General features: G+C 54.6%; 23 protein-coding genes. 17 read left to right on the forward strand and 6 right to left on the reverse strand.

All coding sequences use genetic code 11. The annotated features are described in order from the left end of the window. Positions 1 to 95: 95 nt before the first annotated feature. Positions 96 to 881, forward strand: coding sequence for an FAD binding domain-containing protein (locus tag ACRBB0_RS08085; RefSeq protein WP_431373896.1), 786 nt, complete (start codon positions 96 to 98; stop codon positions 879 to 881). A gap of 92 nt (positions 882 to 973) precedes the next feature. Here ACRBB0_RS08085 and ACRBB0_RS08090 read toward each other — a convergent pair whose 3' ends face one another. Continuing rightward, positions 974 to 3,085, reverse strand: coding sequence for a 4Fe-4S binding protein (locus ACRBB0_RS08090; RefSeq protein WP_431373897.1), 2,112 nt, complete (start codon positions 3,083 to 3,085; stop codon positions 974 to 976). Positions 3,086 to 3,184: 99 nt separating this feature from the next. Between ACRBB0_RS08090 and ACRBB0_RS08095 the strand changes: the two genes are divergently transcribed. Continuing rightward, positions 3,185 to 3,946: an ABC transporter permease gene (locus tag ACRBB0_RS08095; protein ID WP_431373898.1), complete on the forward strand. Its 762-nt coding sequence runs from the start codon at positions 3,185 to 3,187 to the stop codon at positions 3,944 to 3,946. 121 nt (positions 3,947 to 4,067) lie between these two features. Here ACRBB0_RS08095 and ACRBB0_RS08100 read toward each other — a convergent pair whose 3' ends face one another. After that, positions 4,068 to 4,832, reverse strand: a complete 765-nt coding sequence (locus ACRBB0_RS08100; RefSeq protein ID WP_431373899.1) for a PAS domain-containing protein — start codon at positions 4,830 to 4,832, stop codon at positions 4,068 to 4,070. Positions 4,833 to 5,033: 201 nt separating this feature from the next. Between ACRBB0_RS08100 and ACRBB0_RS08105 the strand changes: the two genes are divergently transcribed. The 5 genes from ACRBB0_RS08105 (at position 5,034) to ACRBB0_RS08125 (ending at position 9,376) form a co-directional block, all read left to right on the forward strand. Then, a complete protein-coding gene (locus tag ACRBB0_RS08105; RefSeq protein WP_431373900.1) occupies positions 5,034 to 5,924 on the forward strand; it encodes a YicC/YloC family endoribonuclease in 891 nt (296 codons plus the stop codon). A gap of 3 nt (positions 5,925 to 5,927) precedes the next feature. After that, positions 5,928 to 6,581, forward strand: a complete 654-nt coding sequence (gene gmk, locus ACRBB0_RS08110; RefSeq protein ID WP_431373901.1) for a guanylate kinase — start codon at positions 5,928 to 5,930, stop codon at positions 6,579 to 6,581. Next, on the forward strand, positions 6,578 to 7,099 hold the full coding sequence (locus tag ACRBB0_RS08115; protein ID WP_431373902.1) for a gamma carbonic anhydrase family protein: 522 nt from the start codon (positions 6,578 to 6,580) through the stop codon (positions 7,097 to 7,099). Before gmk ends, ACRBB0_RS08115 begins: the two co-directional genes overlap by 4 nt. Positions 7,100 to 7,163: 64 nt before the next feature. Next, the gene (locus tag ACRBB0_RS08120) at positions 7,164 to 8,339 is read left to right on the forward strand and encodes a trans-sulfuration enzyme family protein (RefSeq protein ID WP_431373903.1); all 1,176 of its coding nucleotides are present in this window, start codon (positions 7,164 to 7,166) and stop codon (positions 8,337 to 8,339) included. Then, on the forward strand, positions 8,339 to 9,376 hold the full coding sequence (locus tag ACRBB0_RS08125) for a sensor histidine kinase (RefSeq protein ID WP_431373904.1): 1,038 nt from the start codon (positions 8,339 to 8,341) through the stop codon (positions 9,374 to 9,376). Before ACRBB0_RS08120 ends, ACRBB0_RS08125 begins: the two co-directional genes overlap by 1 nt. A 14-nt stretch (positions 9,377 to 9,390) precedes the next feature. Here the strand turns inward: ACRBB0_RS08125 and ACRBB0_RS08130 are convergent, their stop codons facing one another. Beyond that, positions 9,391 to 10,140, reverse strand: coding sequence for a DUF6065 family protein (locus tag ACRBB0_RS08130; RefSeq protein WP_431373905.1), 750 nt, complete (start codon positions 10,138 to 10,140; stop codon positions 9,391 to 9,393). An 81-nt stretch (positions 10,141 to 10,221) separates the two neighbouring features. Continuing rightward, positions 10,222 to 11,322, reverse strand: coding sequence for a VCBS domain-containing protein (locus tag ACRBB0_RS08135; protein WP_431373906.1), 1,101 nt, complete (start codon positions 11,320 to 11,322; stop codon positions 10,222 to 10,224). A 449-nt stretch (positions 11,323 to 11,771) separates the two neighbouring features. Here ACRBB0_RS08135 and ACRBB0_RS08140 point away from each other — a divergent pair, with 449 nt between their 5' ends. From ACRBB0_RS08140 to tsf, 8 genes are all read left to right on the forward strand, one after another. Further along, positions 11,772 to 12,812, forward strand: coding sequence for a PstS family phosphate ABC transporter substrate-binding protein (locus ACRBB0_RS08140; RefSeq protein WP_431373907.1), 1,041 nt, complete (start codon positions 11,772 to 11,774; stop codon positions 12,810 to 12,812). 111 nt (positions 12,813 to 12,923) lie between these two features. Next, a complete protein-coding gene (pstC, locus tag ACRBB0_RS08145; RefSeq protein ID WP_431373908.1) occupies positions 12,924 to 14,411 on the forward strand; it encodes a phosphate ABC transporter permease subunit PstC in 1,488 nt (495 codons plus the stop codon). After that, on the forward strand, positions 14,411 to 15,775 hold the full coding sequence (pstA, locus tag ACRBB0_RS08150) for a phosphate ABC transporter permease PstA (protein ID WP_431373909.1): 1,365 nt from the start codon (positions 14,411 to 14,413) through the stop codon (positions 15,773 to 15,775). The genes pstC and pstA overlap by 1 nt, the downstream gene beginning before the upstream one ends. Before the next feature lie 15 nt (positions 15,776 to 15,790). Beyond that, on the forward strand, positions 15,791 to 16,594 hold the full coding sequence (pstB, locus tag ACRBB0_RS08155; protein ID WP_431373910.1) for a phosphate ABC transporter ATP-binding protein PstB: 804 nt from the start codon (positions 15,791 to 15,793) through the stop codon (positions 16,592 to 16,594). Beyond that, on the forward strand, positions 16,594 to 17,328 hold the full coding sequence (gene phoU, locus ACRBB0_RS08160; protein ID WP_431373911.1) for a phosphate signaling complex protein PhoU: 735 nt from the start codon (positions 16,594 to 16,596) through the stop codon (positions 17,326 to 17,328). The genes pstB and phoU overlap by 1 nt, the downstream gene beginning before the upstream one ends. Before the next feature lie 2 nt (positions 17,329 to 17,330). Then, complete coding sequence (gene phoB / locus ACRBB0_RS08165; RefSeq protein WP_431373912.1) at positions 17,331 to 18,020, forward strand: phosphate regulon transcriptional regulator PhoB; 690 nt, start codon at positions 17,331 to 17,333, stop codon at positions 18,018 to 18,020. A gap of 233 nt (positions 18,021 to 18,253) precedes the next feature. Beyond that, positions 18,254 to 19,027, forward strand: a complete 774-nt coding sequence (gene rpsB / locus ACRBB0_RS08170) for a 30S ribosomal protein S2 (protein WP_431373913.1) — start codon at positions 18,254 to 18,256, stop codon at positions 19,025 to 19,027. Between the two features lie 123 nt (positions 19,028 to 19,150). Beyond that, on the forward strand, positions 19,151 to 20,026 hold the full coding sequence (tsf, locus tag ACRBB0_RS08175) for a translation elongation factor Ts (RefSeq protein ID WP_431373914.1): 876 nt from the start codon (positions 19,151 to 19,153) through the stop codon (positions 20,024 to 20,026). A gap of 1,231 nt (positions 20,027 to 21,257) precedes the next feature. On the opposite strand, the gene ACRBB0_RS08180 is transcribed toward tsf, so the two are convergent. Next, on the reverse strand, positions 21,258 to 22,019 hold the full coding sequence (locus tag ACRBB0_RS08180; protein ID WP_431373915.1) for a helix-turn-helix transcriptional regulator: 762 nt from the start codon (positions 22,017 to 22,019) through the stop codon (positions 21,258 to 21,260). Next, positions 22,016 to 22,459, reverse strand: coding sequence for a type II 3-dehydroquinate dehydratase (gene aroQ, locus ACRBB0_RS08185; protein WP_431373916.1), 444 nt, complete (start codon positions 22,457 to 22,459; stop codon positions 22,016 to 22,018). Before aroQ ends, ACRBB0_RS08180 begins: the two co-directional genes overlap by 4 nt. Positions 22,460 to 22,787: 328 nt before the next feature. On the opposite strand from aroQ, the gene ACRBB0_RS08190 reads away from it, so the two are divergent. Then, entirely contained in the window at positions 22,788 to 22,985 is a 198-nt protein-coding gene (locus ACRBB0_RS08190) for a helix-turn-helix domain-containing protein (protein ID WP_431373917.1), read from the forward strand. Next, on the forward strand, positions 22,972 to 23,613 hold the full coding sequence (locus ACRBB0_RS08195; RefSeq protein ID WP_431373918.1) for a hypothetical protein: 642 nt from the start codon (positions 22,972 to 22,974) through the stop codon (positions 23,611 to 23,613). Before ACRBB0_RS08190 ends, ACRBB0_RS08195 begins: the two co-directional genes overlap by 14 nt. Positions 23,614 to 23,677: the final 64 nt, after the last annotated feature.

Genomic DNA, 23,677 nt, shown 5'->3' on the forward strand with positions numbered 1-23,677 from the left:
TGCGGTCTGGGGGCAGCAGCTCCCGGACCCCGGATGTATTTTTGGCCACACGAAACCCAAAGTGGTTTTGACGGCTAAGGAGGAGAAACAAAAAGATGTATTCTTTTGATGTAGAAAACCCAAGCACCGTTGCAGAAGCCGCAACCGCATTGGGCAAAGACGAAGCGCAGGCGCTGGGGGGCGGTCAAACGTTGATCCCCACGTTGAAACAGCGCTTGGCCGCTCCGTCGGTTCTGGTCAGCTTGACCGGTATCGATGAGATGAAGGGCGTATCTGTCGATGGCGGCACCGTCACCATTGGCGGCGGAACAAACCACGGCACCGTCGCCGCCCAAGCGGGTGCTTATGCGGCGCTGGCGGCTTTGGCAGGCAATATCGGTGATCCAGCGGTGCGCAACCGGGGGACAATTGGGGGCTCTCTGGCCAACAACGACCCATCGGCCTGTTACCCGTCTGCGGCTTTGGCGTCTGGTGCGACCATCGTCACCAACAGCCGTGAAATCGGTGCGGACGACTATTTTCAGGGGATGTTTGAAACGGCCCTGAATGAAGGTGAGATCGTCACAGCAGTCAAATTCCCGATCCCAGAAGCGGCGTCTTATCAGAAGTTCGAACAGCCTGCCTCGCGCTTTGCGCTGGTTGGTGTGTTTGTTGCCAAATACGCAGATGGTGTGCGCGTTGCTGTTACGGGCGCGTCCGAAGAGGGCGTGTATCGTTGGAGCGAAGCCGAAGCGGCCCTCAGTGGTAACTTTAGCGCCGATGCCTTGGATGGATTGTCGGTCTCAGGTGACGGTATGATCTCCGACCTGCATGGGTCCGGCGATTATCGCGCCCATCTTGTCAAGGTCATGACCAAGCGCGCGGTTGCTGCCGCAGGCTAAGAGCCTTGAAATTCCAAAAGAAAGCCCCGCAGGTTTTGCGGGGCTTTTTTTTATTTTACAGATGGTTGTGTTTGGTTTTTCATGCGGTTCTTTCACTCGGCAGGCATGTGATTGGGGTGCCCGGAAACTGGCGTCGCGCGCTTGGAGCTCTTCTTGGCTTTGAGGATAAGTGGCACGCATTGGCTGTCATCGTCATGGATCGCTACGCAATCAAGACATTGAAAACACTCATCATATTGAATGTCTCCGTTTTGCCGGATGGCCCCGTAGTTGCACTTGACCTTGCAAAGTTGGCACGGGCTTCCGCATTCGATCCGACGCGGAATCCATTTGCGCAAACGCAGGAGACCGCCAATCGCCATCAAGGCCCCAAGAGGGCAAAGATAGCGGCAGAACCCTTTGAAAACAAACAGACCTAGGACAAGCCACAGGGTCGCATAGGCGGCATAATACCACTCACGAATAAAGAATGTTGTGATCGCGGTTTTGAACGGTTCAATCTCTGCGGCTTTGTCCATGTGCTGCGGCGCAAAGAGAGTGATCGCAACCAAACCTGCCAGGGCGACATATTTGAGTTTTTTGAAGTGCTGATCCCAGCGGCGCGGCACCTCGACTATGGGAATGTGCAGCAAACGCCCGATATGATGCAAAAACTCCTGCATTGCGCCAAAGGGGCACAGCCAACCGCAAAACAAACCACGGCCCCATAACAAAAAGCCAAGGATCGCTGCGCCCCAAATCAACAATGAAAATGGATCATATAGCAAGAATGCAAAGCTGCCTCCGGCCATCGCGGTTTGGAGACCGGCCAAGGGGGTCACAATAGAGAGTTGCCCCTGACCCCACCAGCCAACAAACCCCAAAACAACCGCAAGACAGCCAAGCCGCACCGACGTAAAGGCGCTTAGCCCAGCAAGACGAGACTGCCCCGCAAGCAAAGTTGCAAGCAGGGCAATCAGTACAAAACTCAGCGCAATTAGGTCAGATTGCCTATTTCGGATCGCCTCTTCGAAAGGCGACAGGCGTTCGATTTTGCCAGGGCGGACAAAGAAACGGTCATCGGTGCTATGCTCGGTGCTTAGGATCACAGATCCCATTTCGGGTTGGAACATACCATGTTCACGCACGGCGGTGACATTCAGCATCCAAGGCGCGGCCGGATCAAACCCCAATCGTCGATCGGTGCGCAAGATCAACGCGGTGCCGTCGTGAAGCGCCTCTGGCGCATCTTCGTGCAGCTCAACAAACAGATCGGCATCCCGCAGAGCAATGGGGAAACCACCTTGCTCAATTCCGATCCAGGCAGGGGCGGTATTTCGGACAAACTCCGGCGAGACGAGCCCGTGGCGAGCTGTTTCGATCACCAAAATCGGTTCGTCAAAGGTCGAGATCGTGGTGAAAAGATCAAGCTCTTGGAGCGTATCTTCTGATAACAACGCCCGCGCGATGGAGTTGGGGCCAAGATCTGCAAACCAAAGATCAAGGTAAGGTTCCTCTGGGAAATCAAGGGCATCTGGGTCATCGTCTTCCCAAATCGTGCCATTGAAAAGGGCTTGGACCTCGGCGTTACTCACCTGATGGCGGGCGATCAGACCTTGATCGACAGCCTCTTGCCAGCGGATGTTTTCTTGAATGTCAGGGTTTGGAAAAGCTGGCGGACCCGAGGCGATCCCGCCCATTTTTTCACGCGCAACTTGCAGCGCTGCGGCCAGAATGGATTCATGGGCAATCCGAACCGAAGCCGTGGCCTTGGTCACCCCGTCAAGATACACCAATCCCCCGCCGTCGGACCCGGCACCGTATGGCGTGCCGACAACCAAACTATCGGTGATGGAATGACCGCGATATTGTTCAAAAAACGCATGAAACGGCGCTTCGCCAAGGCCTGAGACAAAGATCGGTTCGTTATGGGTGATCAGCTGAACATCCAAAAACCGCCCTTCGAGATCAAGCACCACCAAGATGTTGATCGGAGCGCCCGAAAAGCCGGGCAAAGGTGCCATGGGTTCGGTTTGAAACACATAGCCCGCATGCGCACCGCCGGAATTAAGCAGCTCATAAATGCCATCATCAGACAGCTGGTCACCCAGCGACATAGGCGCGAAAATGCGGGCGGCCATGTCCTCATGGCTGGCAGGATCGGCCGCTAAGCCGAACGCGCTCAGGCACCATAGTAGGGCGGCAAAAACAAATCTGAAAGTCATGTCAAAAATCTAAGCGGGTCGCGGCGCGTCAGATATGCGACCTTGGTGCAGGGGGCAGGCCGGTTGGGGCAGGGTAGACTGATGCCGAGGGAGGCCAACATGACCCATGACACCCGCGCCCCGGCGCATATCACTGCCTTGTCCCTGCTTGGGCTTGGGGCTGTTTGGTTCATTGCCGCGAGACTTGGGAATGATCCGGACATTTTGCCCAGCCCGTTGGTTGTTTGGGACGTTATCGTCGCTGAATCGCAAAGTGGAAAATTGTGGTTTCATATGTCTCAGACGTTCGTCCGAGTGATGGCGGCATTTTGTTTAGCGATGAGTGTGGGCTCGGCACTGGGGATTTGGCTTGGAAGCCGTCCGCGCGTCAATCGGTGGCTTGATCCCTGGGTGACCGTGATGCTGAATCTGCCGGCTTTGGTGATTATTGTTCTGTGTTATTTATGGATTGGTCTCAATGAGATAGCGGCCATAGTTGCCGTGGCTTTGAACAAGACCGCCATGGTCACTGTCACCATTCGCGAAGGTGTGCGGGCCTTGGATCGGGGCGTCGCGGATATGGCACAGGTGTATCGCATGTCGTTTTGGACGCGCCTGAGACATGTGATTTGGCCGCAACTGGGGCCGTTTGTGGCGACAAGCACCCGAAACGGGCTGGCGGTGATCTGGAAAATCGTTTTGGTCGTTGAATTTTTGGGCCGTTCAAACGGGGTCGGTTTTCAGATCCACTTGTACTTTCAACTCTTTGATACTGCGACGGTTTTGGCCTATGCGATCAGCTTTACAGCCGTGATGCTATTGGTCGAATATCTGGTTGTCCAAAAATGGGAAACGCGGGCCAATGCGTGGCGATCGGCCTAAGGTCGCATGGCTTTGTGAGACCAGAAAAACGCCCACACAGGGCGGGCGTTTCTCAGACGGGCTCTTGGTGGCCCTGACTTCCTCTGTTTGTCAGGCTGGCGTGGTGGCCAGTCTCAAACGATCAATCGTCGTTTGAGACAACCAAACGCAGATGGCCGCGTTTGATCTCCGGGGTTTCTGACTTGCCCCGAATGATTTTGCCAAGACTTGGTTTGGCAGGTTTGTCGGCGGTTTTGTTGCTCATCATGCCGCGAAATGGAGTCGCTGGCTCTTGGAAGGCGCGAACGGGTTTTGGTGTTGGCTCGGTGACCTTGACAGGACGGCGGTCAATGATCCCCGAGGAAACGGCCTGTTTCACCTCGACATTTGTGATGGTGAACCGGCGGGGTGTACGGCCAATTTTGCCATTTGTTACAAAGACTCCCAAGGCGCGGCTCATATCACCGAAATCAGAACGCAGGGGCAGCAAAAGCATGTGACCTTCGAGGTCGGGCTTGCCAAAACCGCCTTCGGCTTTGAGTTCGATTTTGATGATCGCGGGGTCGCCGAATAATTTTGTGACCGCCTGACCAAAACGATCCCGATCCGATGGTGCGATCAAGCTGGACAGTGGCATTCCAGCGATCTGCATGCCCATAAGGTCAGACAGATGCGACCCGGCAACGCGAATTTTGGCCATCGACGGGGCGATGCGTTCCATGAGAAAGGCATATTCAAGCGCGTTTTCCATACCACGCGGGTCAATCTGGCTGCGCAGCGGCACCTGATTGTCTTGGCTCAAACCATGCCAATAGGCCTCAACGCTGCGAAGAGGTGCCATTTTTCTGTTTTTGTCGCGTTCAGACATCTGCACGATATCCCGACCGTTTCCACCATTGCCCAACATATGTCCGCTCCTGACTTTGGCGCGTCGTTGGAGGGCCCCCGTCCACCAATTCTGCGTAATCTTCGTTACTGAATTATTACTATCAGACGTTTAAGGCAAATTCGCCTTAATTGTGTCCTATAGGTTAACGCAACCTTCAGACGCTTGCCTTGGAGGCGAGGAGCCGATACCCCAATTCAAACACAAGTGGAGGCTCCTTACATGCGTCAATCAATGACAGGTTTCGCCAGCAAACAGGGCTCAGGGCATGGCTTTGTTTGGGGGCTGGAAATGCGGGGCGTCAATGGCAAAGGCCTTGATCTGCGCCTGCGCATGCCAGACTGGATTGAGGGCCTTGAGATCGAGGCGCGCAAACGTTTGAATGCTGCGTTAAGTCGCGGAAATGTACAGGTTTCTTTACGATTGAATGCCGAAGGGGCCGAGGGGGCTGTGCGGCTTGATACAGCACAGCTTGAAGCGGTTTTAAACGCGATGAACGAGATCGAAACTCAGGCGATGAACAAGGGGCTGTCACTGGCCCCGTCAACGGCTGCCGATATCGTTGGATTGCGCGGTGTTTTGACAAGCGAAACGGGCGATGTGGACCACGCGACCCTGCGTGCCTCAATTTTGTCCGATTTCGATGAAGCACTGACAGATTTCGTGAAAATGCGCGATTCTGAGGGCCAAAAACTCACTGAAATCCTTAATCGGCAGCTCTCTGAAGTCGATTCATTGGTAAATAAGGCAGAGATTTTGGCGCAGGAGCGCGCGCCGGAACAGGCCCAACGGCTCAAAACGCAATTGGCGCGGGTTTTGGACAATACCGACAGCGTTGATGACGCGCGTGTCGCCCAGGAATTAGCAATGTTGGCGGTCAAAGCCGATGTGACAGAAGAGATCGACCGGCTGCGTGCCCATATTGCCGCCGCCCATGAGCTGATGGAGACCAAGGGCTCGGTTGGGCGCAAGTTCGATTTTCTGATGCAGGAATTTAACCGCGAAGCGAATACACTGTGCTCAAAATCTGGGGACGCTGAGTTGACGCGCGTTGGGTTGTCGCTCAAGACCTTGATTGATCAGATGCGCGAACAAGTTCAGAATGTGGAGTAAGACATGAACGATCAGCCGACCAACCGCCGCGGCCTATTGATTATTCTGTCGTCACCGTCGGGGGCTGGCAAATCGACCTTGTCACGCCGGTTGTTGGAATGGGATCCGAGCCTGAGTTTCTCGGTGTCGGCCACCACGCGTGAACCACGCCCCGGCGAAGTTGATGGCGAGCATTACCATTTCCTCAAGGAAGACGAATTCAAACGTCAGGTTTCTGAGGACGGTATGTTGGAACACGCGCATGTGTTTGGCAATTTCTACGGATCGCCCAAGGCCCCGGTGAAAAAAGCCATCGAATCCGGGCGCGATGTGCTGTTTGATATTGATTGGCAAGGGGCGCAGCAGATTGTGAATTCGTCGCTGGGCCAGCACACCTTGTCGGTGTTTATCCTGCCGCCATCTATTGTCGAGCTGCGCCGTCGTCTGGTGGGACGCGGGCAAGACAGCGATGATGTTATTTCCAAACGGATGCAGAAAAGCTGGGACGAAATCAGCCACTGGGGCAGTTATGATTACGTTCTGGTGAACGATGATCTCGACAAAACCTTTGCCGATCTGCAAACCATTGTCACCGCCACCCGTCTGCGCCGCTTGCAGCAACCCAAACTTGTTGAGCATGCGCGCGGGCTTCAGGCTGAATTTCAGGAGCTGTCATGACCATTTACCAATTGGCTGGGATTGCCCCAGATATTGCCGAAACTGCTTGGGTGGCCCCGGATGCCAATGTGATTGGCCGGGTTGTGATGGAAGACAAATCCAGCATTTGGTTTGGGTGCACCATCCGTGGTGACAACGAAGAAATTCGCATCGGTGCGGGCAGTAACATCCAAGAAAACGTCATTTGTCATACCGATCTCGGCTTTCCTTTGCAGATTGGCGCGGGGTGTACGATTGGTCACAAGGTCATGCTGCATGGCTGCACCATTGGTGAAAACAGCCTGATTGGTATGGGGGCGACGATCCTGAATGGCGCGAAGATCGGCAAGAATTGCCTGATTGGTGCGGGGGCTTTGGTCACGGAAGGCAAAGAGATCCCTGATGGCAGCCTGGTGATGGGCATGCCGGGCAAGGTGGTGCGCCAAATGGATGAGGGGGCGATTGAGAAAAACAAATGGTCCGCCGTGCATTATCAGCAAAACGCGGCCCTGTTTGCCAAAGAACTGCACGCCATCTGAGTGTCATCGCGACGTTACAAACTCCCGATAAGGCCGTCTGCGGCCCCTATAAGAAGGTCTTGAAATGAAACCCACCTTGCAACGTCCCGTCGCGATCCCGGTCAGTCAATCTATGACGGTGGCCACGCCGATTATGCCCTCTGTTGTCTATGCCTCGCAGACGCCAGATGAGCTTGATGCGCAATATAGTGGTGAGATTCAGGGCTATACCTATGCACGCGAAGGCCATCCCAACGCCGATGTTCTAGCGCGCCGGATTGATGCGCTGGAAGGCATGTCAGGCGGGATCATTGTAGGATCAGGCATGGCGGCGGTCAGCTCGGTTTTGATGGGGCTTTGCGAGAGCGGGGATCATGTGATTGGCGGCAATCAGCTTTATGGTCGGTCCTTGCGCATGCTGGCCGAAGACCTGCCTCGCTATGGGATCGAGACATCTCTGGCCGATACCACCGATGCACAAAAGGTGGCAGAGGCGATCAAACCAAACACCAAACTGGTGCTGGTGGAAGTCGTGTCCAACCCAACTATTCGCATTGCCGATCTGGATGGGATCGCGGCGGTTTGTGCCGAAAAAGGCGTTTTATTGGTAGTCGATAACACGTTTACCACCCCTGCGGCGTTAAAGCCTGTCGAACATGGGGCCGATATTGTTTTGCATTCGGTGACCAAGCTTTTGGCGGGGCATGCGGATGTGACATTGGGCTGGGTTGCGGCCAAGGACCCCAAGGTGATGGAACGGATGACCATTTACGCGGTCACCCATGGGCTGACCGGAAGCCCGTTTGATTGCTGGTTGGCGGAGCGTGGATTAGCGACCTTTGAATTGCGGTATGATCGCGCTGAAAAAACCGCTCAGCGATTGGCGGATTTTCTGGCTGAGCAATCGGGCGTCAAACATGTGGCCTATCCAACCCGCCCGGATCACCCTGAAAGCGCGCGGGCCCAAAGCCTGTTGCGTGGCAAGGGGGCTAATATGGTCAGTTTCGAAATCGAGGGTGGGCGGGCGCAAGCCAACGCGTTTACCGCTGCGGCGTCTGAATTGGCCTTTGCCCCGACGTTGGGCGATGTGGGCACAACAATTTCACACCCAAATTCATCATCGCACCGAAACATTTCCGAAGATGAACGGCTTGGGAATGGGATCACAGAAGGGTTTTTTCGGGTCTCTGTTGGGCTAGAAGACCCGGATGCTTTGATCGCAGCCTTTGACAAAGGCCTGGAGGCCGCAAGGAAGATTTGATGCAATCGAGTGCTGCCCTGTTTGTAAATGCCGTGCCTTTGCCGGCGCTTTTTATCAGTCAAAGCGAGCGGATCGAAGCTGCGAATGCGGCGGCGTTGTCGCTCTTGGGGACGGGGATTGAGGGGCGGCACTTTATCACCGCTTTGCGTCAACCGATGTTGATCGAAGCGATTGAAGCCTCGCTGCGGGATGGCAAACCGCGCAAAAGCGAATACCTGACCAATGACGGCCAGCAAGACACCACTTATAAAGTGTCAGTGCGCTATGTCGACATGACGCCTGAGGCGGCGGTTTTGGTGTGTTTTGAAGATGTGACCGCCTTTGAACAGGCCGGGCAAATGCGCCGGGATTTTGTAGCCAATGTCAGCCATGAATTGCGCACGCCTTTGACGGCGCTGATCGGGTTCATTGAAACGCTCAAAGGCCCGGCGCGCGATGACGACGTGGCCCGGCAGCGGTTTTTGGACATTATGGATGATGAATCCAAGCGGATGAACCGATTGGTCGGAGACTTGTTGTCGCTGAGCCGGGTTGAGGCCGAAGAACGTGTCCGCCCGACTGAAATCATGTCACCGGGCGACGTGATCAAAACCACGGCGCATAGTTTGAATGCGCTGGCAAAAGAATCCGATGTGATCTTGAAAACCGATTTGCCGGACCATGATGTGGTGATGGGCGGGGACCGCGATCAGATCAGGCAGGTTTTGACCAATCTGGCGGAAAACGCGATCAAATATTCGGGGGCTGGTTCGGTTGTGACCATGTCCTTGACCGGGCCAGCCTATGAGCCGCGTCTTAGGTCGCAAGCGATCAGATTGATTGTGAGCGATACGGGGCAGGGCATTGATGTACACCACATCCCGCGCTTGACCGAGCGGTTTTACCGTGTCGATAGCCACAGGTCACGCGAAATGGGGGGCACCGGTTTGGGATTGGCGATTGTGAAACATATCGTCAATCGCCATCGCGGACGTCTGGAAGTCGAGAGCGCAAAAGGCCAGGGGGCCTGTTTTACCGTGATTTTGCCCGTCAGCTGACCGCCAAATCGCCTCTAAGACCCCTCCTGAGATTTCGCGTTTTTGGGCTGGGCGAGTTTCAACGAAGTGATATGCCGATCTGGTGAAACGCCGTCTGCCTTGCCCTGAAAGTAATGCTTCTGCCAGCGGTCTTTGTTGGGGGTATCGGGCAGCGCATCCAGGTTGCTCAGAAAATCGGAACGGCTTTGGGCGAATGCATCAAACTGCGCCGAGAGGGTCGGATCATCGGCTAAATCCGTGATCTCAATCGTATACTCTTCGATCTCGGCCAGCTTGACCGGAAAGAACATGCAAATCGGATCGTCTTTTTCAAAGCGGATCCAAGCGTTTTTGAACATCACGCGCCAGTTCATCGTAAAGGTAAAGGGCAGCCAATCGGTTTCTACGATACCTGCAAGGGGGCTGACCCCCTGTTTTGGAGAGTTCGCAGGGCCTGTGGCATAAATCGACACACCGGGCGCCGTGGTGAACAGGGCGTGGATGTGAAACGTGACAATGCCATTGCCAAAATGGGAAACCGCGGGCGGGTCATTGGGGGTGTCATAGGCAAATTCGAGGTCGGGGCCATGCTCGGTGTCAACCATCCGCACGTTGAATCCCGAGGGATTGAGAATTTGCCAGCCATATGTGTTGGCCATGTTCAGCGGCAAACAGCGATAGGCAAATTTTTCGTGGGTTGCATCCATCCAGGCACGTTTGACCGGCGCGGGTTGGATTTTGATGTCACGATGGGGGAGGCGATGGATTTTGATCAGAGATGTCATAGGTCTGTAGTTGGTTTGAACCCTCAGCGAAGAAATGGCGCGCCCAAGTGATTGGACGCGCCATAAATATAGGCCAAAAACTTAGGCGATATCATCCACAAACGCCGCTGGCGGCGGCGGCGGCGGCGGCGGAACGCTGGAGCCAACGTTTCGCACGTTAACGCTTGCATCAAGGTCGCTGACTGTCCCGTCGTCCAATGTGACTTGCAGCGTGAAGTCGACCATTTCATCACCGATGACAATGCCTTCGCTCGCGGCGAGATCCATGTCGACCGACAAGCGACCGCTATTTAGGTCAAAGACCAAAACGTCGTCATAAGGGTTGGTCGGATCATCAATAAGGACCGCAGACACGACGTCGTTGTCGGGGTCTATGACAGACGCACTTGTAGAAGGCTCGTATCCTGCGTCATAGATGCTACCGTTTACCCGTATGTAGGTTGGATCGTTCACACCTTCGACGACCAAAGAGACCGTGGCTGTGGTGCCATCAACATTGGTGTATTCTCCTGTGAAGGTGAGCTGTTCGCCTTCTTGAAGATCATCAATGCGTTCATGGCCAGTAATCCCTTCATAGGGGGCGAACGACAAGGTTCCGTCTGGCAAAAGGTCAGCATGGCCCCACGAGTTGTCGCCGTTTTCGTCAAACAACCTGATTTGACCAGCGAGGGCGGCTCCTTCGCCGTCGTTGTCCAGAACATTGCCAACGTTCACGATATTGGGGTCAGTAGACCCAACGGCATGAGGGTTAATTAAATCGGCGCTGACAACAAACACATCGTCCTGCGCGCCGGTTTCTATCACTGGCGGGTCGCGCGGGTCAAAGGTGACACCGTCAATGCTGACCGTCAGGTTTTCAACACGGCGCACCGAAATGTCGATGGTTTCAAAATGAAACGGGCGTTGGAACATGCGGCCCCACCATGAAGAGCCTGTGTGTTCGACATGATCATAGAAGGCGACAAATTCCTCCTGAACCGCCGGGTCATCCCATTGGGCCTGGGTTAGCTCTACAACCAGCGTGTCATCGCCGCGACCACCGTTAAAGTAGCGGCGCATGCCACCATCTTCGTCGTGATTATATGTGAGCGTATCGTCACCTTTTCCGGTGAAAATCCGACGGTCGCCATCATCGACGGTCAAGTCGTCATCTCGACGGGTTCCAAATTTAAAAAATCTCAAAGGATGTCCCCTCCAATTGGTTTTTGAGCACAAAAGACCAGCAATCGTAAAACTTGGTCAAAAACCTGAGTGGAGGGATTGCCCATTGGCAAGGAAATTCACTGTTTCGGGTTCAAATAAGGCGAAAACTCACTCGTTCGGGTGAGTGGTTTCGTGGTAAAGTTCAGGAAAATCAGTGTGTTCGCCTAACGGATGTGGTGGGTTTTGCTGATGATTCTCACCCAATCACTGTGCAAGCACGGAGGATGCGTGATTGGGGGTACGCTCGGGCTGGGGCCGCGTGTCACTCCGGTTTGGCGGGATAAATTTAACCAAGTCGCACACAAAATGCCGCCTTTCATAAAACTGTTACAGTTGTGTCACAAAAGCATTGCGAGAGGTTAATACCTCGGGCCTCGGAGATCATCACAGGGATGATCGTTCTAAAGTAAACTTTTCAGGAGTTCACCATGACCGTGAAACTGACCGCCTCCGTGCTGGCAATTGCCGCCGTTTCTGCTTCTGCTGCTTTTGCCCGTGACAACGTGCAGGTTGCCGGTTCTTCGACCGTTCTGCCCTACGCCTCGATCGTAGCTGAAGCGTTCGGCGAAAACTTCGACTTCCCAACACCTGTTGTTGAATCTGGTGGCTCTTCGGCTGGTCTTAAGCGCTTCTGCGAAGGCGTTGGCGAAAACACCATCGACGTTGCAAACGCGTCGCGCAAAATCAAAGACAAAGAGATCAAAGCCTGTGCCGAAGCTGGTGTGACTGACATCATCGAAGTGCGCATTGGCTATGATGGCATCGTATTTGCGTCGCAAATCGACGGCCCAGCCTACACAGAATTCCAGCCGGTTGACATCTTCAACGGTCTGGCCGCCAAAGTTGTCAAAGACGGCGCATTGGTTGAAAACACCCACAAGCAGTGGGCGGACTTCAACGCCGATCTGCCAGCGGCCGACATCGCAGCCTTCATCCCAGGCACCAAGCACGGGACACGCGAAGTTTTCGAAGAAAAAGTACTGGTTGAAGGCTGTAAAGAAGCCGGCGCATTCGACCTGTACATGGCTGCAAACGGTGGCGACAAGAAAGCCGCTGGCAAAGCCTGCTACGAAGTGCGTACCGATGGCGTTTCTGTCGACATCGACGGCGACTACACAGAGACCCTTGCCCGTGTTGACGCCAACCCGAACGGCATCGGCGTATTCGGTCTGGCCTTCTATGAAAACAACACAGACACGTTGAAAGTGGCCACAATGGGCGGCGTTGCGCCTTCCACCGAGAGCATCTCGACCGGTGAATACCCTGTGTCTCGCCCACTGTTCTTCTACGTCAAGAAAGCCCACATCGGCGTTATTCCTGGCCTGAAAGAATATGCTGAGTTCTTCGTTTCCGAAGAGATTGCTGGCTCGGACGGTCCTTTGTCTGAGTACGGTCTGGTGTCTGACCCAGAGCTGGAAGCAACTCAGGCCGCAGTTGCGGACGAGAAAACAATGATGGAAGGCATGTAAGCCTTACACTAAGGACAGGGGCAGCATATTTCGCTGCCCCTTTTCCCCTTTTAGGTTCTTTCGTAAGACCACCTTTCAAGATCACTTCAAAGACAACCCGCAGGGGGGCAGATGCCTGTTTACTGGCTAGTTTTCATTGTGCTCGGGCTCGCGGTTGTCGGCTATATACTTGGCCGCCAACGCGCCTTAGCAAACGCAGGGGGCGATAGCCGTCTCTTGCATTCACTGCCGTCTTACTACGGCTCTAACGTTGCAATCAAAACGGCAGTTCCAGCATTCTTGCTGTTGGTTGTCTGGCTGCTCGCGCAGCCTTTCGTCGTTGAAAATCGTGTCATCGGTATGATCCCCGACAGCGAGATCCGCGAAGGATCAAGCGCGGGTCTGGTGATGGCAGAGGTGCGCCGCGCCTCGGTCGCTTTGGAAAACACGGTTCAATCGGGTCTCATGACCGAAGAGGACGCGCGCAACGTGCGTGCCGAACTCACCGATATAACCAAACGCCTCAAGGATGCCGGCCAGATCATCACATCGACGATCACACAGCCGATCCTGCGCGCCGCCCAAGCCCATCGTTCGATGAGCAATAGCGGTAAATTCTATATGGGTATTGCGGTCGTTGCGATTGCCTTGGCAGGGCTGGCCTGGGGCATGACGGGTACGCATCCGGATTACCGGGCACGTAATGTTGTGGAAAAGTCGGTACGAATGCTTTTGGTGGCGGCCGCGTCTATTGCGATCTTGACCACCATCGGGATTGTCCTGTCGCTGATCTTTAACACGGTCGAATTTTTCCGCCTGTATCCGATCAAGCTCTTCTTCTTTGAGCCGACATGGCTGCCGAGCTTTGGCGGTGGTACTGATCATGATGGCAATCCGCTGTCAAAACTGGGTATTTTGCCACTGCTCTGGGGCACGATCTATATCTCGATCATCGCCCTTGCCGTGGCCGTGCCGATCGGACTGTTCGCTGCGATCTTCTTGTCGGAATATGCCGGTCCAAAAGTCCGGGCCTTCGCCAAGCCGACGCTGGAAGTTCTGGCCGGTATCCCGACCATCGTTTACGGTCTCTTCGCTTTGCTGACTGTTGGCCCCTTGTTGATCAGTGTCTTTGGCAATGACGGGCTTGGCTGGATGCAAGCCGGGACAGCGGTGATGACAGCTGGATTGGTGATGGGCATCATGTTGATCCCATTTGTCAGCTCTCTGTCGGACGACATCATCAATGCGGTGCCACAGGCGATGCGCGATGGGTCTTATGGTTTGGGGGCGACCAAATCCGAGACAATCAAACAGGTGGTTTTGCCTGCGGCCTTGCCCGGTATTGTGGGGGCGATCCTATTGGCGGCCTCGCGCGCCATTGGTGAGACCATGATCGTTGTTCTTGGGGCAGGGGCCGCGGCCCGTCTGAGCCTCAACCCATTCGAAGCCATGACCACAGTCACCGCCAAGATCGTCAGCCAGTTGACCGGTGACGCCGACTTTGCCTCGCCCGAGGCGCTGGTGGCCTTTGCCCTTGGTATGACCCTCTTCATCCTGACGCTCGCTCTGAACGTCTTTGCCCTTTATATCGTGCGCAAATATCGGGAGCAGTACGACTAATGACCGATGCAAGCATTCAGACCCCGCAACCGGGGCAAGAGCCGCGCCGCAAGTCATCGCTGATGACTTTGGACGCCCGCACCAAACGCCGAAATGCCTCAGAGGCCCGCTTTCGCTACTACGGTATGGCCGCTGTTGGTGCCGGTGTGTTGTTCCTGGTGGTTCTTCTCACCGCGATTTTGTCAAACGGTGTTGGTGCCTTTCAACAGACCTTTATGACTGTTGAGGTCTACCTTGATCCTGCCAAGCTCGACAAAAAGGGCGCGCGCAATATTGATGACATCAAGAAAGTGTCGACCTTTGGATACACACCGCTGATCCAACAAGCGGTCTTTGATGAGATCGAAGCCAATGGCATTGAAACGCCTCTGGCCAAACGCAAAGATATGAAAGCGTTGATTTCGGCCTCTGCGGCGGCGCAGGTTCGTGACTATGTCATCGCCAACCCGTCTCAAATCGGTGAGCGTGTGTCGTTTCAGGTTTTGTCATCGTCACGGGTTGATGGATACCTCAAAGGCCGCGTGACGCGCGAGTCAGTGGCGCGTGACAAGAACATCAAAGCCGTTCACCTTGATTTGGTGGATGAGCTGAAAGACGCAGGGATTGTTGTCAAAAAATTCAACATGTCCTTTATCACCGGGTCAGACGCCTCCGAGAGTCGCGCCGAACAGGCGGGCATGGGTGTCTCGATCCTGGGATCGTTCTTTATGACCCTGGTTGTTTTGGCCATGGCCTTGCCAATTGGTGTGGCGGCCTCAATCTACCTTGAGGAATTTGCCCCACAAAACCGCTGGACCGATCTGATTGAAGTCAACATTTCAAACCTCGCGGCGGTCCCGTCGATTGTGTTTGGTATTCTTGGCTTGGCTGTGTTCATCCAATTCGCCCACCTGCCGCAATCGGCACCTTTGGTTGGGGGCTTGGTTCTGACCTTGATGACCTTGCCGACGATCATCATCTCGACCCGAGCCTCTTTGAAATCGGTGCCTCCGAGCATTCGTGACGCGGCTTTGGGGATTGGTGCTTCCAAGATGCAGGCGGTGTTCCATCACGTTCTGCCTCTGGCGATGCCGGGTATTTTGACCGGGACAATCATTGGTCTGGCGCAGGCCCTTGGTGAAACGGCACCGCTGCTGTTGATCGGGATGGTTGGCTATATCGCCACCAACTATCCAAGCGGTATCGGCTCTGGTTTCATGGATCCAAACTCGGCCATGCCGGCTCAGATCTACGAATGGGCCAAACGTGCCGACCCCGCGTATTATGAGCGTGCCTGGGGTGGGATCATCATTTTGCTGGTGTTCTTGCTGACCATGAACATCATCGCAATTATCCTGCGCCGCCGCTTTGAGCGCCGGTGGTAAGAAGGAAACCGACCTATGTATGACGTACAAAAAACGCGCGCGGAGACAGACGTGGACCTACTTGATCACAAAATTAAAGCCCGCAACGTTCAGGTTTTTTACGGCGACACCCATGCCATCAAGGACGTGGATGTCGACATTGAGGCCAAATGCGTGACGGCGTTCATCGGCCCATCAGGATGCGGTAAATCGACCTTTTTGCGCTGTTTGAACCGGATGAATGACACCATCGACATTTGTCGGGTTCAGGGCGAAATCTTGCTGGATGACGAAAACATCTATGACAAGAAAGTTGACCCCGTACAGCTGCGCGCCAAGGTTGGTATGGTGTTCCAAAAGCCCAACCCATTCCCAAAGTCGATCTATGACAATATCGCCTATGGCCCGCGCATTCATGGTCTGGCCCGCAACAAGGCCGATCTCGATGTGATCGTTGAAAAAAGCCTGCGCCGCGGGGCGATCTGGGAAGAGGTCAAAGACCGCTTGCATGCGCCCGGCACGGGTCTTTCGGGCGGGCAGCAACAGCGGCTGTGTATTGCCCGCGCGATTGCGACCGAACCCGAAGTTCTGTTGATGGACGAGCCATGCTCGGCTCTTGATCCGATTGCTACGGCTCAGGTTGAGGAATTGATCGACGAGCTGCGCCAAGACTATTCGGTGGTTATCGTGACCCACTCGATGCAACAGGCGGCACGTGTCAGCCAAAAAACAGCCTTCTTCCACCTTGGTAATTTGGTGGAATTTGGTGAAACGGGCAAGATTTTCACAAACCCCGAAGACCCGCGTACCGAGAGCTATATTACAGGACGGATTGGCTAATGACCGAGCTAAAGAACCATATTGTCACCTCATTTGATCGCGATCTGGAAGGCATTCAGGCCCAGATCATGAAGATGGGTGGGCTGGTCGAGGCCTCGATCATGGAAGCCGCGACATCGCTGGAAACCCGTGACGTTGAGCTGGCCGAAAAAGTGCGCAAGGGCGACAAGGTTGTCGACGCCTTGGAAGAAGTGCTGAACGATGAAGCGGCGCAGGTGATTGCCCTGCGCGCGCCGACCGCCTCGGATTTGCGGGTTGTGCTGTCGGTCATGCGGATGTCTGCCAACCTTGAGCGGATCGGTGATCTGTCCAAGAACATCGCCAAGCGGACGGATGTTTTGGTTCAGGTGCCACCAGTGGGTGACACCGCCACTTCGCTGCGCCGGATGGCCCGTGAAGTGGAGCTGATGCTTAAGGATGCGCTGGATGCTTATATCCAGCGTGACGATGCATTGGCGCTTGATGTGATTGCCCGCGACGAAGACGTGGACAAGATGCACAACACCCTGTTCCGCGAGCTTTTGACATACATGTTGGAGGATCCGGGCAATATCACCGCCTGTATGCACCTTCATTTCATCGCCAAGAATATCGAACGTATGGGCGACCATGTGACGTCGATTGCAGAACAGGTTGTGTTCATGGCAACCGGCTCCATTCCGCATGGCGATCGCAACAAAAGCGATGAAACCTCGTCCGAGCTTGGCCCGCAGCACATTGGTAACGGAGTCTGATCATGTCGTCAGATCACCCCACAGTATTGGTGGTTGAGGACGAGGCTGCACAACGTGAAATCCTGGCCTACAATCTAGAGGCGGAAGGGTTTCGCGTGGTGCGCGCTGAGAATGGCGAAGAAGCGCTTGTGATGGTGTCCGAGGAAAACCCGGATATCATCGTTCTTGACTGGATGATGCCCAATGTGTCGGGCATCGAAGTGTGTCGCCAAATCAAGACGCGGCCTGAAACACGTAACGTTCCGATTATTATGCTGTCGGCGCGGTCCGAAGAAGTTGACCGGGTGCGTGGCCTTGAAACCGGGGCGGATGACTATGTGGTCAAACCTTATTCGGTGGTCGAGTTGATGGCCCGTGTTCGGGCGCAACTGCGCCGGACACGTCCAGCTTCGGTTGGGGTACAGCTGGATTATCAGGATATTACGCTTGATCCCGAAACCCATCGTGTCACGCGCGGCGGCTCTTCGCTCAAGCTGGGCCCGACGGAGTTTCGTCTGCTGAGCACCTTTATGGAGAAGCCGGGCAGGGTGTGGTCACGCGATCAGCTCTTGGATCGGGTTTGGGGGCGCGACATCTATGTTGATACGCGCACTGTCGACGTCCATATCGGCCGCCTTCGCAAGGCGCTGTGCCAACACGGCGGCGATGATCCACTGCGCACGGTACGCGGTGCGGGATATGCGCTGGGATAACCTTGGAAAAGGGTTGTCCACTCACACAATTCGGGCAGAAGCCCAAGAAATAATGCGTTTTTGAACTTTCAGTCTTGCGGTGCGGCGCATCGCAAGTTAAAGCGCGCCCACGAACCCCACAGGCGGGGGCGGGCATTTGGGGGAGACATCCTCAAAGTCCACCGGTTGAAGCATACCTGAATGATGGTGCTTTGATCCCCCGCTGAGGATATGAAACCGGAAAGGATAAAGACATGGCTCTTCCTGAGTTCACCATGCGTCAGCTGCTTGAAGCAGGCGTACACTTTGGTCACCAAACCCAGCGCTGGAACCCCCGTATGGGTGAGTTCATCTACGGTTCGCGTAACGGCATCCACATCATGGACCTGACGCAAACTGTTCCTATGCTGGACCAAGCGCTCAAAGCGATCCGCGATTGTGTTGCCAAGGGTGGCCGCGTTCTCTTTGTTGGGACCAAGCGTCAGGCTGCGACACCTGTTGCTGAAGCCGCTGAAAAATGCGCCCAGTACTACATGAACCACCGTTGGCTCGGCGGCACGCTGACAAACTGGCAGACTGTTTCCAAGTCCATCCAGCGCCTGCGCACCATTGACGAGCTGATGGAAACTGGCGCCGAAGGCCTGACCAAGAAAGAGCGTCTTGGCATGGAACGTGACCAGACCAAATTGCAGGCATCGCTGGGCGGTATCCGCGAAATGGGCGGTGTTCCTGACATGCTCTTCGTCATCGACGTGAAAAAAGAAGCGCTGGCCGTTGCCGAAGCCAACAAACTGGGTATCCCAGTTGTTGCGATCGTTGACACCAACTGCTCGCCCGATGGTGTTGATTACATCATCCCAGGCAACGATGACGCGGCCCGCGCCATCACACTCTATACAGATCTGGCATCGCGCGCTGCTCTGGACGGTATGACCGGCCAAATGGAAGCGGCAGGCATCGATCTGGGTGCGTTGGAAGACGCTCCAGAAGAAGAAGTTGTTGCCGAAGAAGCACCAGCCGAAGGGTAAACCCTTGGGCCATGCGCGGGTGTCACTTTGGTGACATCCAAGCCTGATTTAAACGGGCGCGCATAACAAGATCGGGTGGCGACAGGCCACCCGCATTGCATTTTCAGAAGAGGAAGCCAAATCATGGCGATCACTGCTGCACAGGTAAAAGAACTGCGTGAAATCACTGCCGCTGGCATGATGGACGCGAAAAAAGCGTTGGTAGCAACCGACGGTGACATGGAAGCCGCCATTGACTGGCTGCGCACCAAAGGTCTGGCCAAAGCCGCCAAGAAATCGGGCCGTACGGCTGCCGAAGGTCTTGTTGCTGTTGCGGTTTCCGGCGGCAAAGGTGTTGCTGTTGAAGTGAACTCGGAAACCGATTTCGTTTCCAAGAACGCTGAATTCCAAGAAATGGTCGGCGGTATCGCTGCTGCGGCTCTGACCGTTGCGGACATCGATGCGCTGAACGCGGCTGATCTGGGCGGCAAATCCGTTGCAGACACCATCACGGACAAAATCGCCACCATCGGCGAAAACATGTCTGTGCGCCGTATGTCGACCGTCGAAGGCGACGTTGTGACATCCTATGTCCACAACGCGGCCACCACTGGCATGGGCCAGATCGGTGTTTTGGTTGCGCTCAAAGGCGGTGACGAAGCTTTTGGCAAGCAGGTTGCCATGCACATCGCTGCGGCCAACCCACAGTCGCTGTCCGAAGCGGATCTGGATGCTGCCGTTGTTGAAAAAGAACGTCAGGTTCAAATCGACATCGCCCGTGAATCAGGCAAGCCTGAGCAGGTTATCGAAAAGATGATCGTTGGCCGTATGAAGAAATTCCTGGCTGAAGTCACACTTTTGGGCCAGCAGTTCGTCATGAACACCGACCTGACCGTTGAGCAAGCTGCCAAAGAAGCCGGTGCGGAAGTTGTCGGCTATGTGCGCATGCAGGTTGGCGAAGGCATCGAGAAAGTCGAAGAAGATTTCGCAGCAGAAGTTGCGAAAGCTGTTCAGGGCTAAGGTCTGGTCCTCTTCATGATCAAACGGATGGCGCGGGATACTCTCCTGCGCCATTTCGCGTTTTTATGCTCGACGGTTTGGGAGAGATCGACGATGGATGCAAAGCCTATAGCATTGGCCGGGCGGTCATTCTGAAGGGCAAAGTCCTGAACTCACGCAACAGACCCGTGGCACGCTTTGGCTGCCTCTTGGGGGCGTGCCACATCACGCTGCGGACCAGGGTGACGCTCACACGGTTTTTGCCGCGCAACTCGAATGGGAGAGGCCGGAGCTCTCTGAACAGCTGGCTTTGACGATCTGTTCGCGGTTCTATGACAGTGGCGAATTAGAAGGGGGATCAGGGCCGTTGCTGTCTTTCTCTTGGCGGAGTTCTTGCGGTTTCGCGTCTGTCGACGTTCGGATGTCACCGAGGTCAATGAACAAGCGCTGAAATTCGGTTTCGTCTAAAAGGACCAGATACGCTCATTCGAAGATGCAATTCAGCTTTGGCGGGCCCAGGCCGCGCGACGCTTTTATTGCATGGCGTTTATCCTCGCGGCGAGCGCATGTGCTGAAGGCAAAAATTCGGTCATTTGCGTTCCACGATTCCCGATCCGCACATATACAGTGTCACGTGATTAACTGGACCTTGCCTCGTTGGAAAAGAACCGCGATTTCGACGCCCGCTATTGTGTGAAGCACGTTTCAGAGCCGGATTGTGACCCTTGCACCGCTGCAGCGGCTGTCTTCATCAGAAGAATACCCCAAGACACCTAGGCGGGCCGGGGTCGTCTCATGAAAACGGCGTTTGAAAGAAGGCCGTGGCGGGGGTCGGTTTCCATCGGAAGGGATGAGGTGAAGGTCAGCTGTTTGAATATATCGACGAGGAAACCGCGAATTTGGTTTGGTTCGTGACCGACGAAGACATATTCCGTGAAGTCTGATTGCAGGTAACCCAAAGGGCAGGGGTGGCGCGTCGGGGCCCCAACCAGAGACATTGGGGATGAAGGTTGAAGCCCCGACGGTTTGCAAGCCGGAAGATGCCTAAAACACATCCCCAAACCCGCTCGGCAATTGCCGAAGAAAAGCAGAGCCCGATAATCTTCGGGTTACGATTCCCTTGGTGTTCCATGGCCTAAACGGCCACCACTCACGGAACATCAGTACCGTCGCAAGAATGGCCATAGTCCGTAAGTCTGGATTTCCAGACCTTACGTCACTTTTGGATCGAGATTTTGGTAAAGCGCTGGATCTAAGCGTGAATCACATACATCTGATTGTGAAACGCCGCCTTGGCCACGGCCTGTGCCGTGGTTTCCACGTTGAGCGTATCTCGGGCCAGACGTAGGTGTTTTTCGATCGTGGCCTGCGTCAGCCCCATGATCTGAGCGATATCCTGCATTGTTTTGCCGTCACCAACCCATTCCAACGCTTCACGCTGGCGCGGTGTTAGGTTTTGGTTCTGCAAGGGGATGGGCAACGTCATGATCTTGAGGTGAACAAGGTTGTTCATCAAAACGATATCACCACCATGTTCTTCCCAAATCTTGTCAATCTGATCCTGATTCATATCTGCGCGCGCGCTTAGGGAAATCGCGCCCTTGGCGCGGCTGGAAACTGATTTGAAGCTGATGGTGTAACCAGCATGCACTTTGTGCGACAGGTTAAAGGCCACAACCTGTTTGGCGCGCTCGTCAAGATCGCCCAAAGAGATCCTCTCAGCCATAACGCGCCAGCTGCAATGACCTTCGTTCTCAAGCGCCCAACGCACCATCGGAGCGTTGCGATACAAACCATCTTCGACAAATCCCTTGCGGTATTCGGGCGTGTGGTTGCTCAGAACAACAAAGTCATTGGGGTCGCCAAAAGAGGTGGGCGTCATGAATTGGGTGAAGCCATAAATTAGGCGATCAAACCCGAATTCTTTCATTTTGTCACAATGCAGCGCCCAAAGGTCTTCTACCGTTTCGACATTTGTCAGCTCGGTCAGGTAAATCCGCAAGTTGGCCTTCATGATCCGGTCTCCAAATGGGTTTGTAGCGCATCCATGGCAAGAATATATCCATGCGCTCCAAATCCACATATCAGACCGATGGCCACAGGGGAGATATATGATTTGTGTCGAAAGCTTTCGCGCGCATGAATGTTGGAGAGATGCAACTCAACCACCTTGGCCTCGCAGCCTTTGATCGCATCCATGAGCGCAATCGACGTGTGCGTATAGGCTCCGGCGTTTAAAATGATGCCATCATGTGTGCCACGCGCGTCCTGAATGAGATCAACAAGAGCACCTTCGTGATTGGATTGCGCGCAGGTCACTGAGACACCGATTTTTTCGCCATGCGTGCGGCACATGTCCTCAACATCGGACAATGTGGTGTGGCCATAAATCTCCGGTTGCCGTGTCCCAAGCAAGTTAAGATTAGGACCGTTGAGTATCAGAAACGAGCGCATAAAACCTCCCAATGCTTGACCATTTGGTTAAAGGTGACTTGGGTATGCTGTCCAGCGTTTCCTGCCATCAACTTGCTGCACCGGGGTGTTTTCATGATGTTATCCAGCAAATAGCAGATCATCTATTTACATAATACTGACTAGGCGCGGGTGCTTGGAAACAATTGGGATAAAAGGGGAAATTTCCCCGTCTTGTCCGCAAAGGTTTACCAAAAGAAACGCGACCAAGACGGGGGAGAAGGGTGCTCGAACACCCTTTGATTCGCAAAGTACATTGTTCGCGGACACATGACAATGATTGCCCACTACCAAATAAGGTAGATGAGCAATGCGTGGAAAAAATTTCACAGAGGAAGAACGGGACGCGATTCGCATCCTGTTTGAACAAGGCTACACGGTCAGGCGAATTGCCAAACTCATTAACCGCGGGAAATCAGGCGTACAGGGCCAGATAGACCGGATGCGAGCCGATGGCAGCATCAAGCAAACGGTAATGAATTTGGGGCAGTTTGATGAGCAAGGGTAAGCCATTCGGGGGCCGGTACCGGGAAGCTGTTGAAGGCTATGCCGCAGGTTGCGGCCTGACCAGAACACAAGTTGACATTGCATCAGCGGTTGCGTCTTTCGCCAATATAGACACGGGTTTGGCATGGCCGGGAAACCCCAAAATTGCCGCCCGCGCGAGAATATCAGAAAAGACCCTTGAGCGGCACTTGCCAGTTTTGAAGCAGGCGGGCGTTCTTATCCCTCATGCGTACCCTAAAGGCGGGGCGGGTAAGGCCGTCGAATACCGCTTTCCCGTCAAGCAGTATTCGGGACATCAGCGAGACCCTTGGCAAGCTGGTTTCGAACAGGCTGAAAACCACCGACAAAATGATGGGGGTTCAGATGTAGAAAACCACCGACATTCTGTCCCAAAACCACCGACATTCAGTCCCAAAACCACCGACAAATTGACGGAACCAAGTAGAGAGAAGAAGAAAGAAGAAGAGATTAGGGGCACGGCTGGTCGCCGTGAAGCTTTACAGGAGGGTGACGCAACGCGCCGGGAAGAACTCAGGCTTTTGAGCCAATGGACGGATCAGCACGGTTTTGGAGAGGCGCAGCGGATGGTTGACGCGTGGAAATCAAATCAGACCGTAGCGGCTGAGTAATTCCAAAAGAGGAAGGGGGGCCTTCGGCCCGCTGAGAAAAGATGTGGGGGAAAAAGGTGTTGCG

It is taken from the genome of Pelagimonas sp. (genome assembly GCF_050633425.1).
Classification (GTDB): Bacteria; Pseudomonadota; Alphaproteobacteria; order Rhodobacterales; family Rhodobacteraceae; genus Pelagimonas.

Excerpts from the sequence above, each read along its gene's own strand:
- ACRBB0_RS08095 (WP_431373898.1), top strand. The coding sequence starts at position 3,185 with ATGACCCATGACACCCGCGCCCCGGCGCATATCACTGCCTTGTCCCTG.
- ACRBB0_RS08125 (WP_431373904.1), top strand. The coding sequence starts at position 8,339 with ATGCAATCGAGTGCTGCCCTGTTTGTAAATGCCGTGCCTTTGCCGGCG.
- gmk (WP_431373901.1), top strand. The coding sequence starts at position 5,928 with ATGAACGATCAGCCGACCAACCGCCGCGGCCTATTGATTATTCTGTCG.
- phoU (WP_431373911.1), top strand. The coding sequence starts at position 16,594 with ATGACCGAGCTAAAGAACCATATTGTCACCTCATTTGATCGCGATCTG.
- pstB (WP_431373910.1), top strand. The coding sequence starts at position 15,791 with ATGTATGACGTACAAAAAACGCGCGCGGAGACAGACGTGGACCTACTT.
- rpsB (WP_431373913.1), top strand. The coding sequence starts at position 18,254 with ATGGCTCTTCCTGAGTTCACCATGCGTCAGCTGCTTGAAGCAGGCGTA.
- aroQ (WP_431373916.1), bottom strand. The coding sequence starts at position 22,459 with ATGCGCTCGTTTCTGATACTCAACGGTCCTAATCTTAACTTGCTTGGG.
- ACRBB0_RS08120 (WP_431373903.1), top strand. The coding sequence starts at position 7,164 with ATGAAACCCACCTTGCAACGTCCCGTCGCGATCCCGGTCAGTCAATCT.
- pstC (WP_431373908.1), top strand. The coding sequence starts at position 12,924 with ATGCCTGTTTACTGGCTAGTTTTCATTGTGCTCGGGCTCGCGGTTGTC.
- ACRBB0_RS08115 (WP_431373902.1), top strand. The coding sequence starts at position 6,578 with ATGACCATTTACCAATTGGCTGGGATTGCCCCAGATATTGCCGAAACT.
- ACRBB0_RS08085 (WP_431373896.1), top strand. The coding sequence starts at position 96 with ATGTATTCTTTTGATGTAGAAAACCCAAGCACCGTTGCAGAAGCCGCA.
- ACRBB0_RS08190 (WP_431373917.1), top strand. The coding sequence starts at position 22,788 with ATGCGTGGAAAAAATTTCACAGAGGAAGAACGGGACGCGATTCGCATC.
- ACRBB0_RS08180 (WP_431373915.1), bottom strand. The coding sequence starts at position 22,019 with ATGAAGGCCAACTTGCGGATTTACCTGACCGAGCTGACAAATGTCGAA.
- ACRBB0_RS08090 (WP_431373897.1), bottom strand. The coding sequence starts at position 3,085 with ATGACTTTCAGATTTGTTTTTGCCGCCCTACTATGGTGCCTGAGCGCG.
- tsf (WP_431373914.1), top strand. The coding sequence starts at position 19,151 with ATGGCGATCACTGCTGCACAGGTAAAAGAACTGCGTGAAATCACTGCC.
- ACRBB0_RS08140 (WP_431373907.1), top strand. The coding sequence starts at position 11,772 with ATGACCGTGAAACTGACCGCCTCCGTGCTGGCAATTGCCGCCGTTTCT.
- ACRBB0_RS08130 (WP_431373905.1), bottom strand. The coding sequence starts at position 10,140 with ATGACATCTCTGATCAAAATCCATCGCCTCCCCCATCGTGACATCAAA.
- ACRBB0_RS08195 (WP_431373918.1), top strand. The coding sequence starts at position 22,972 with ATGAGCAAGGGTAAGCCATTCGGGGGCCGGTACCGGGAAGCTGTTGAA.
- ACRBB0_RS08100 (WP_431373899.1), bottom strand. The coding sequence starts at position 4,832 with ATGTTGGGCAATGGTGGAAACGGTCGGGATATCGTGCAGATGTCTGAA.
- ACRBB0_RS08105 (WP_431373900.1), top strand. The coding sequence starts at position 5,034 with ATGCGTCAATCAATGACAGGTTTCGCCAGCAAACAGGGCTCAGGGCAT.
- phoB (WP_431373912.1), top strand. The coding sequence starts at position 17,331 with ATGTCGTCAGATCACCCCACAGTATTGGTGGTTGAGGACGAGGCTGCA.
- pstA (WP_431373909.1), top strand. The coding sequence starts at position 14,411 with ATGACCGATGCAAGCATTCAGACCCCGCAACCGGGGCAAGAGCCGCGC.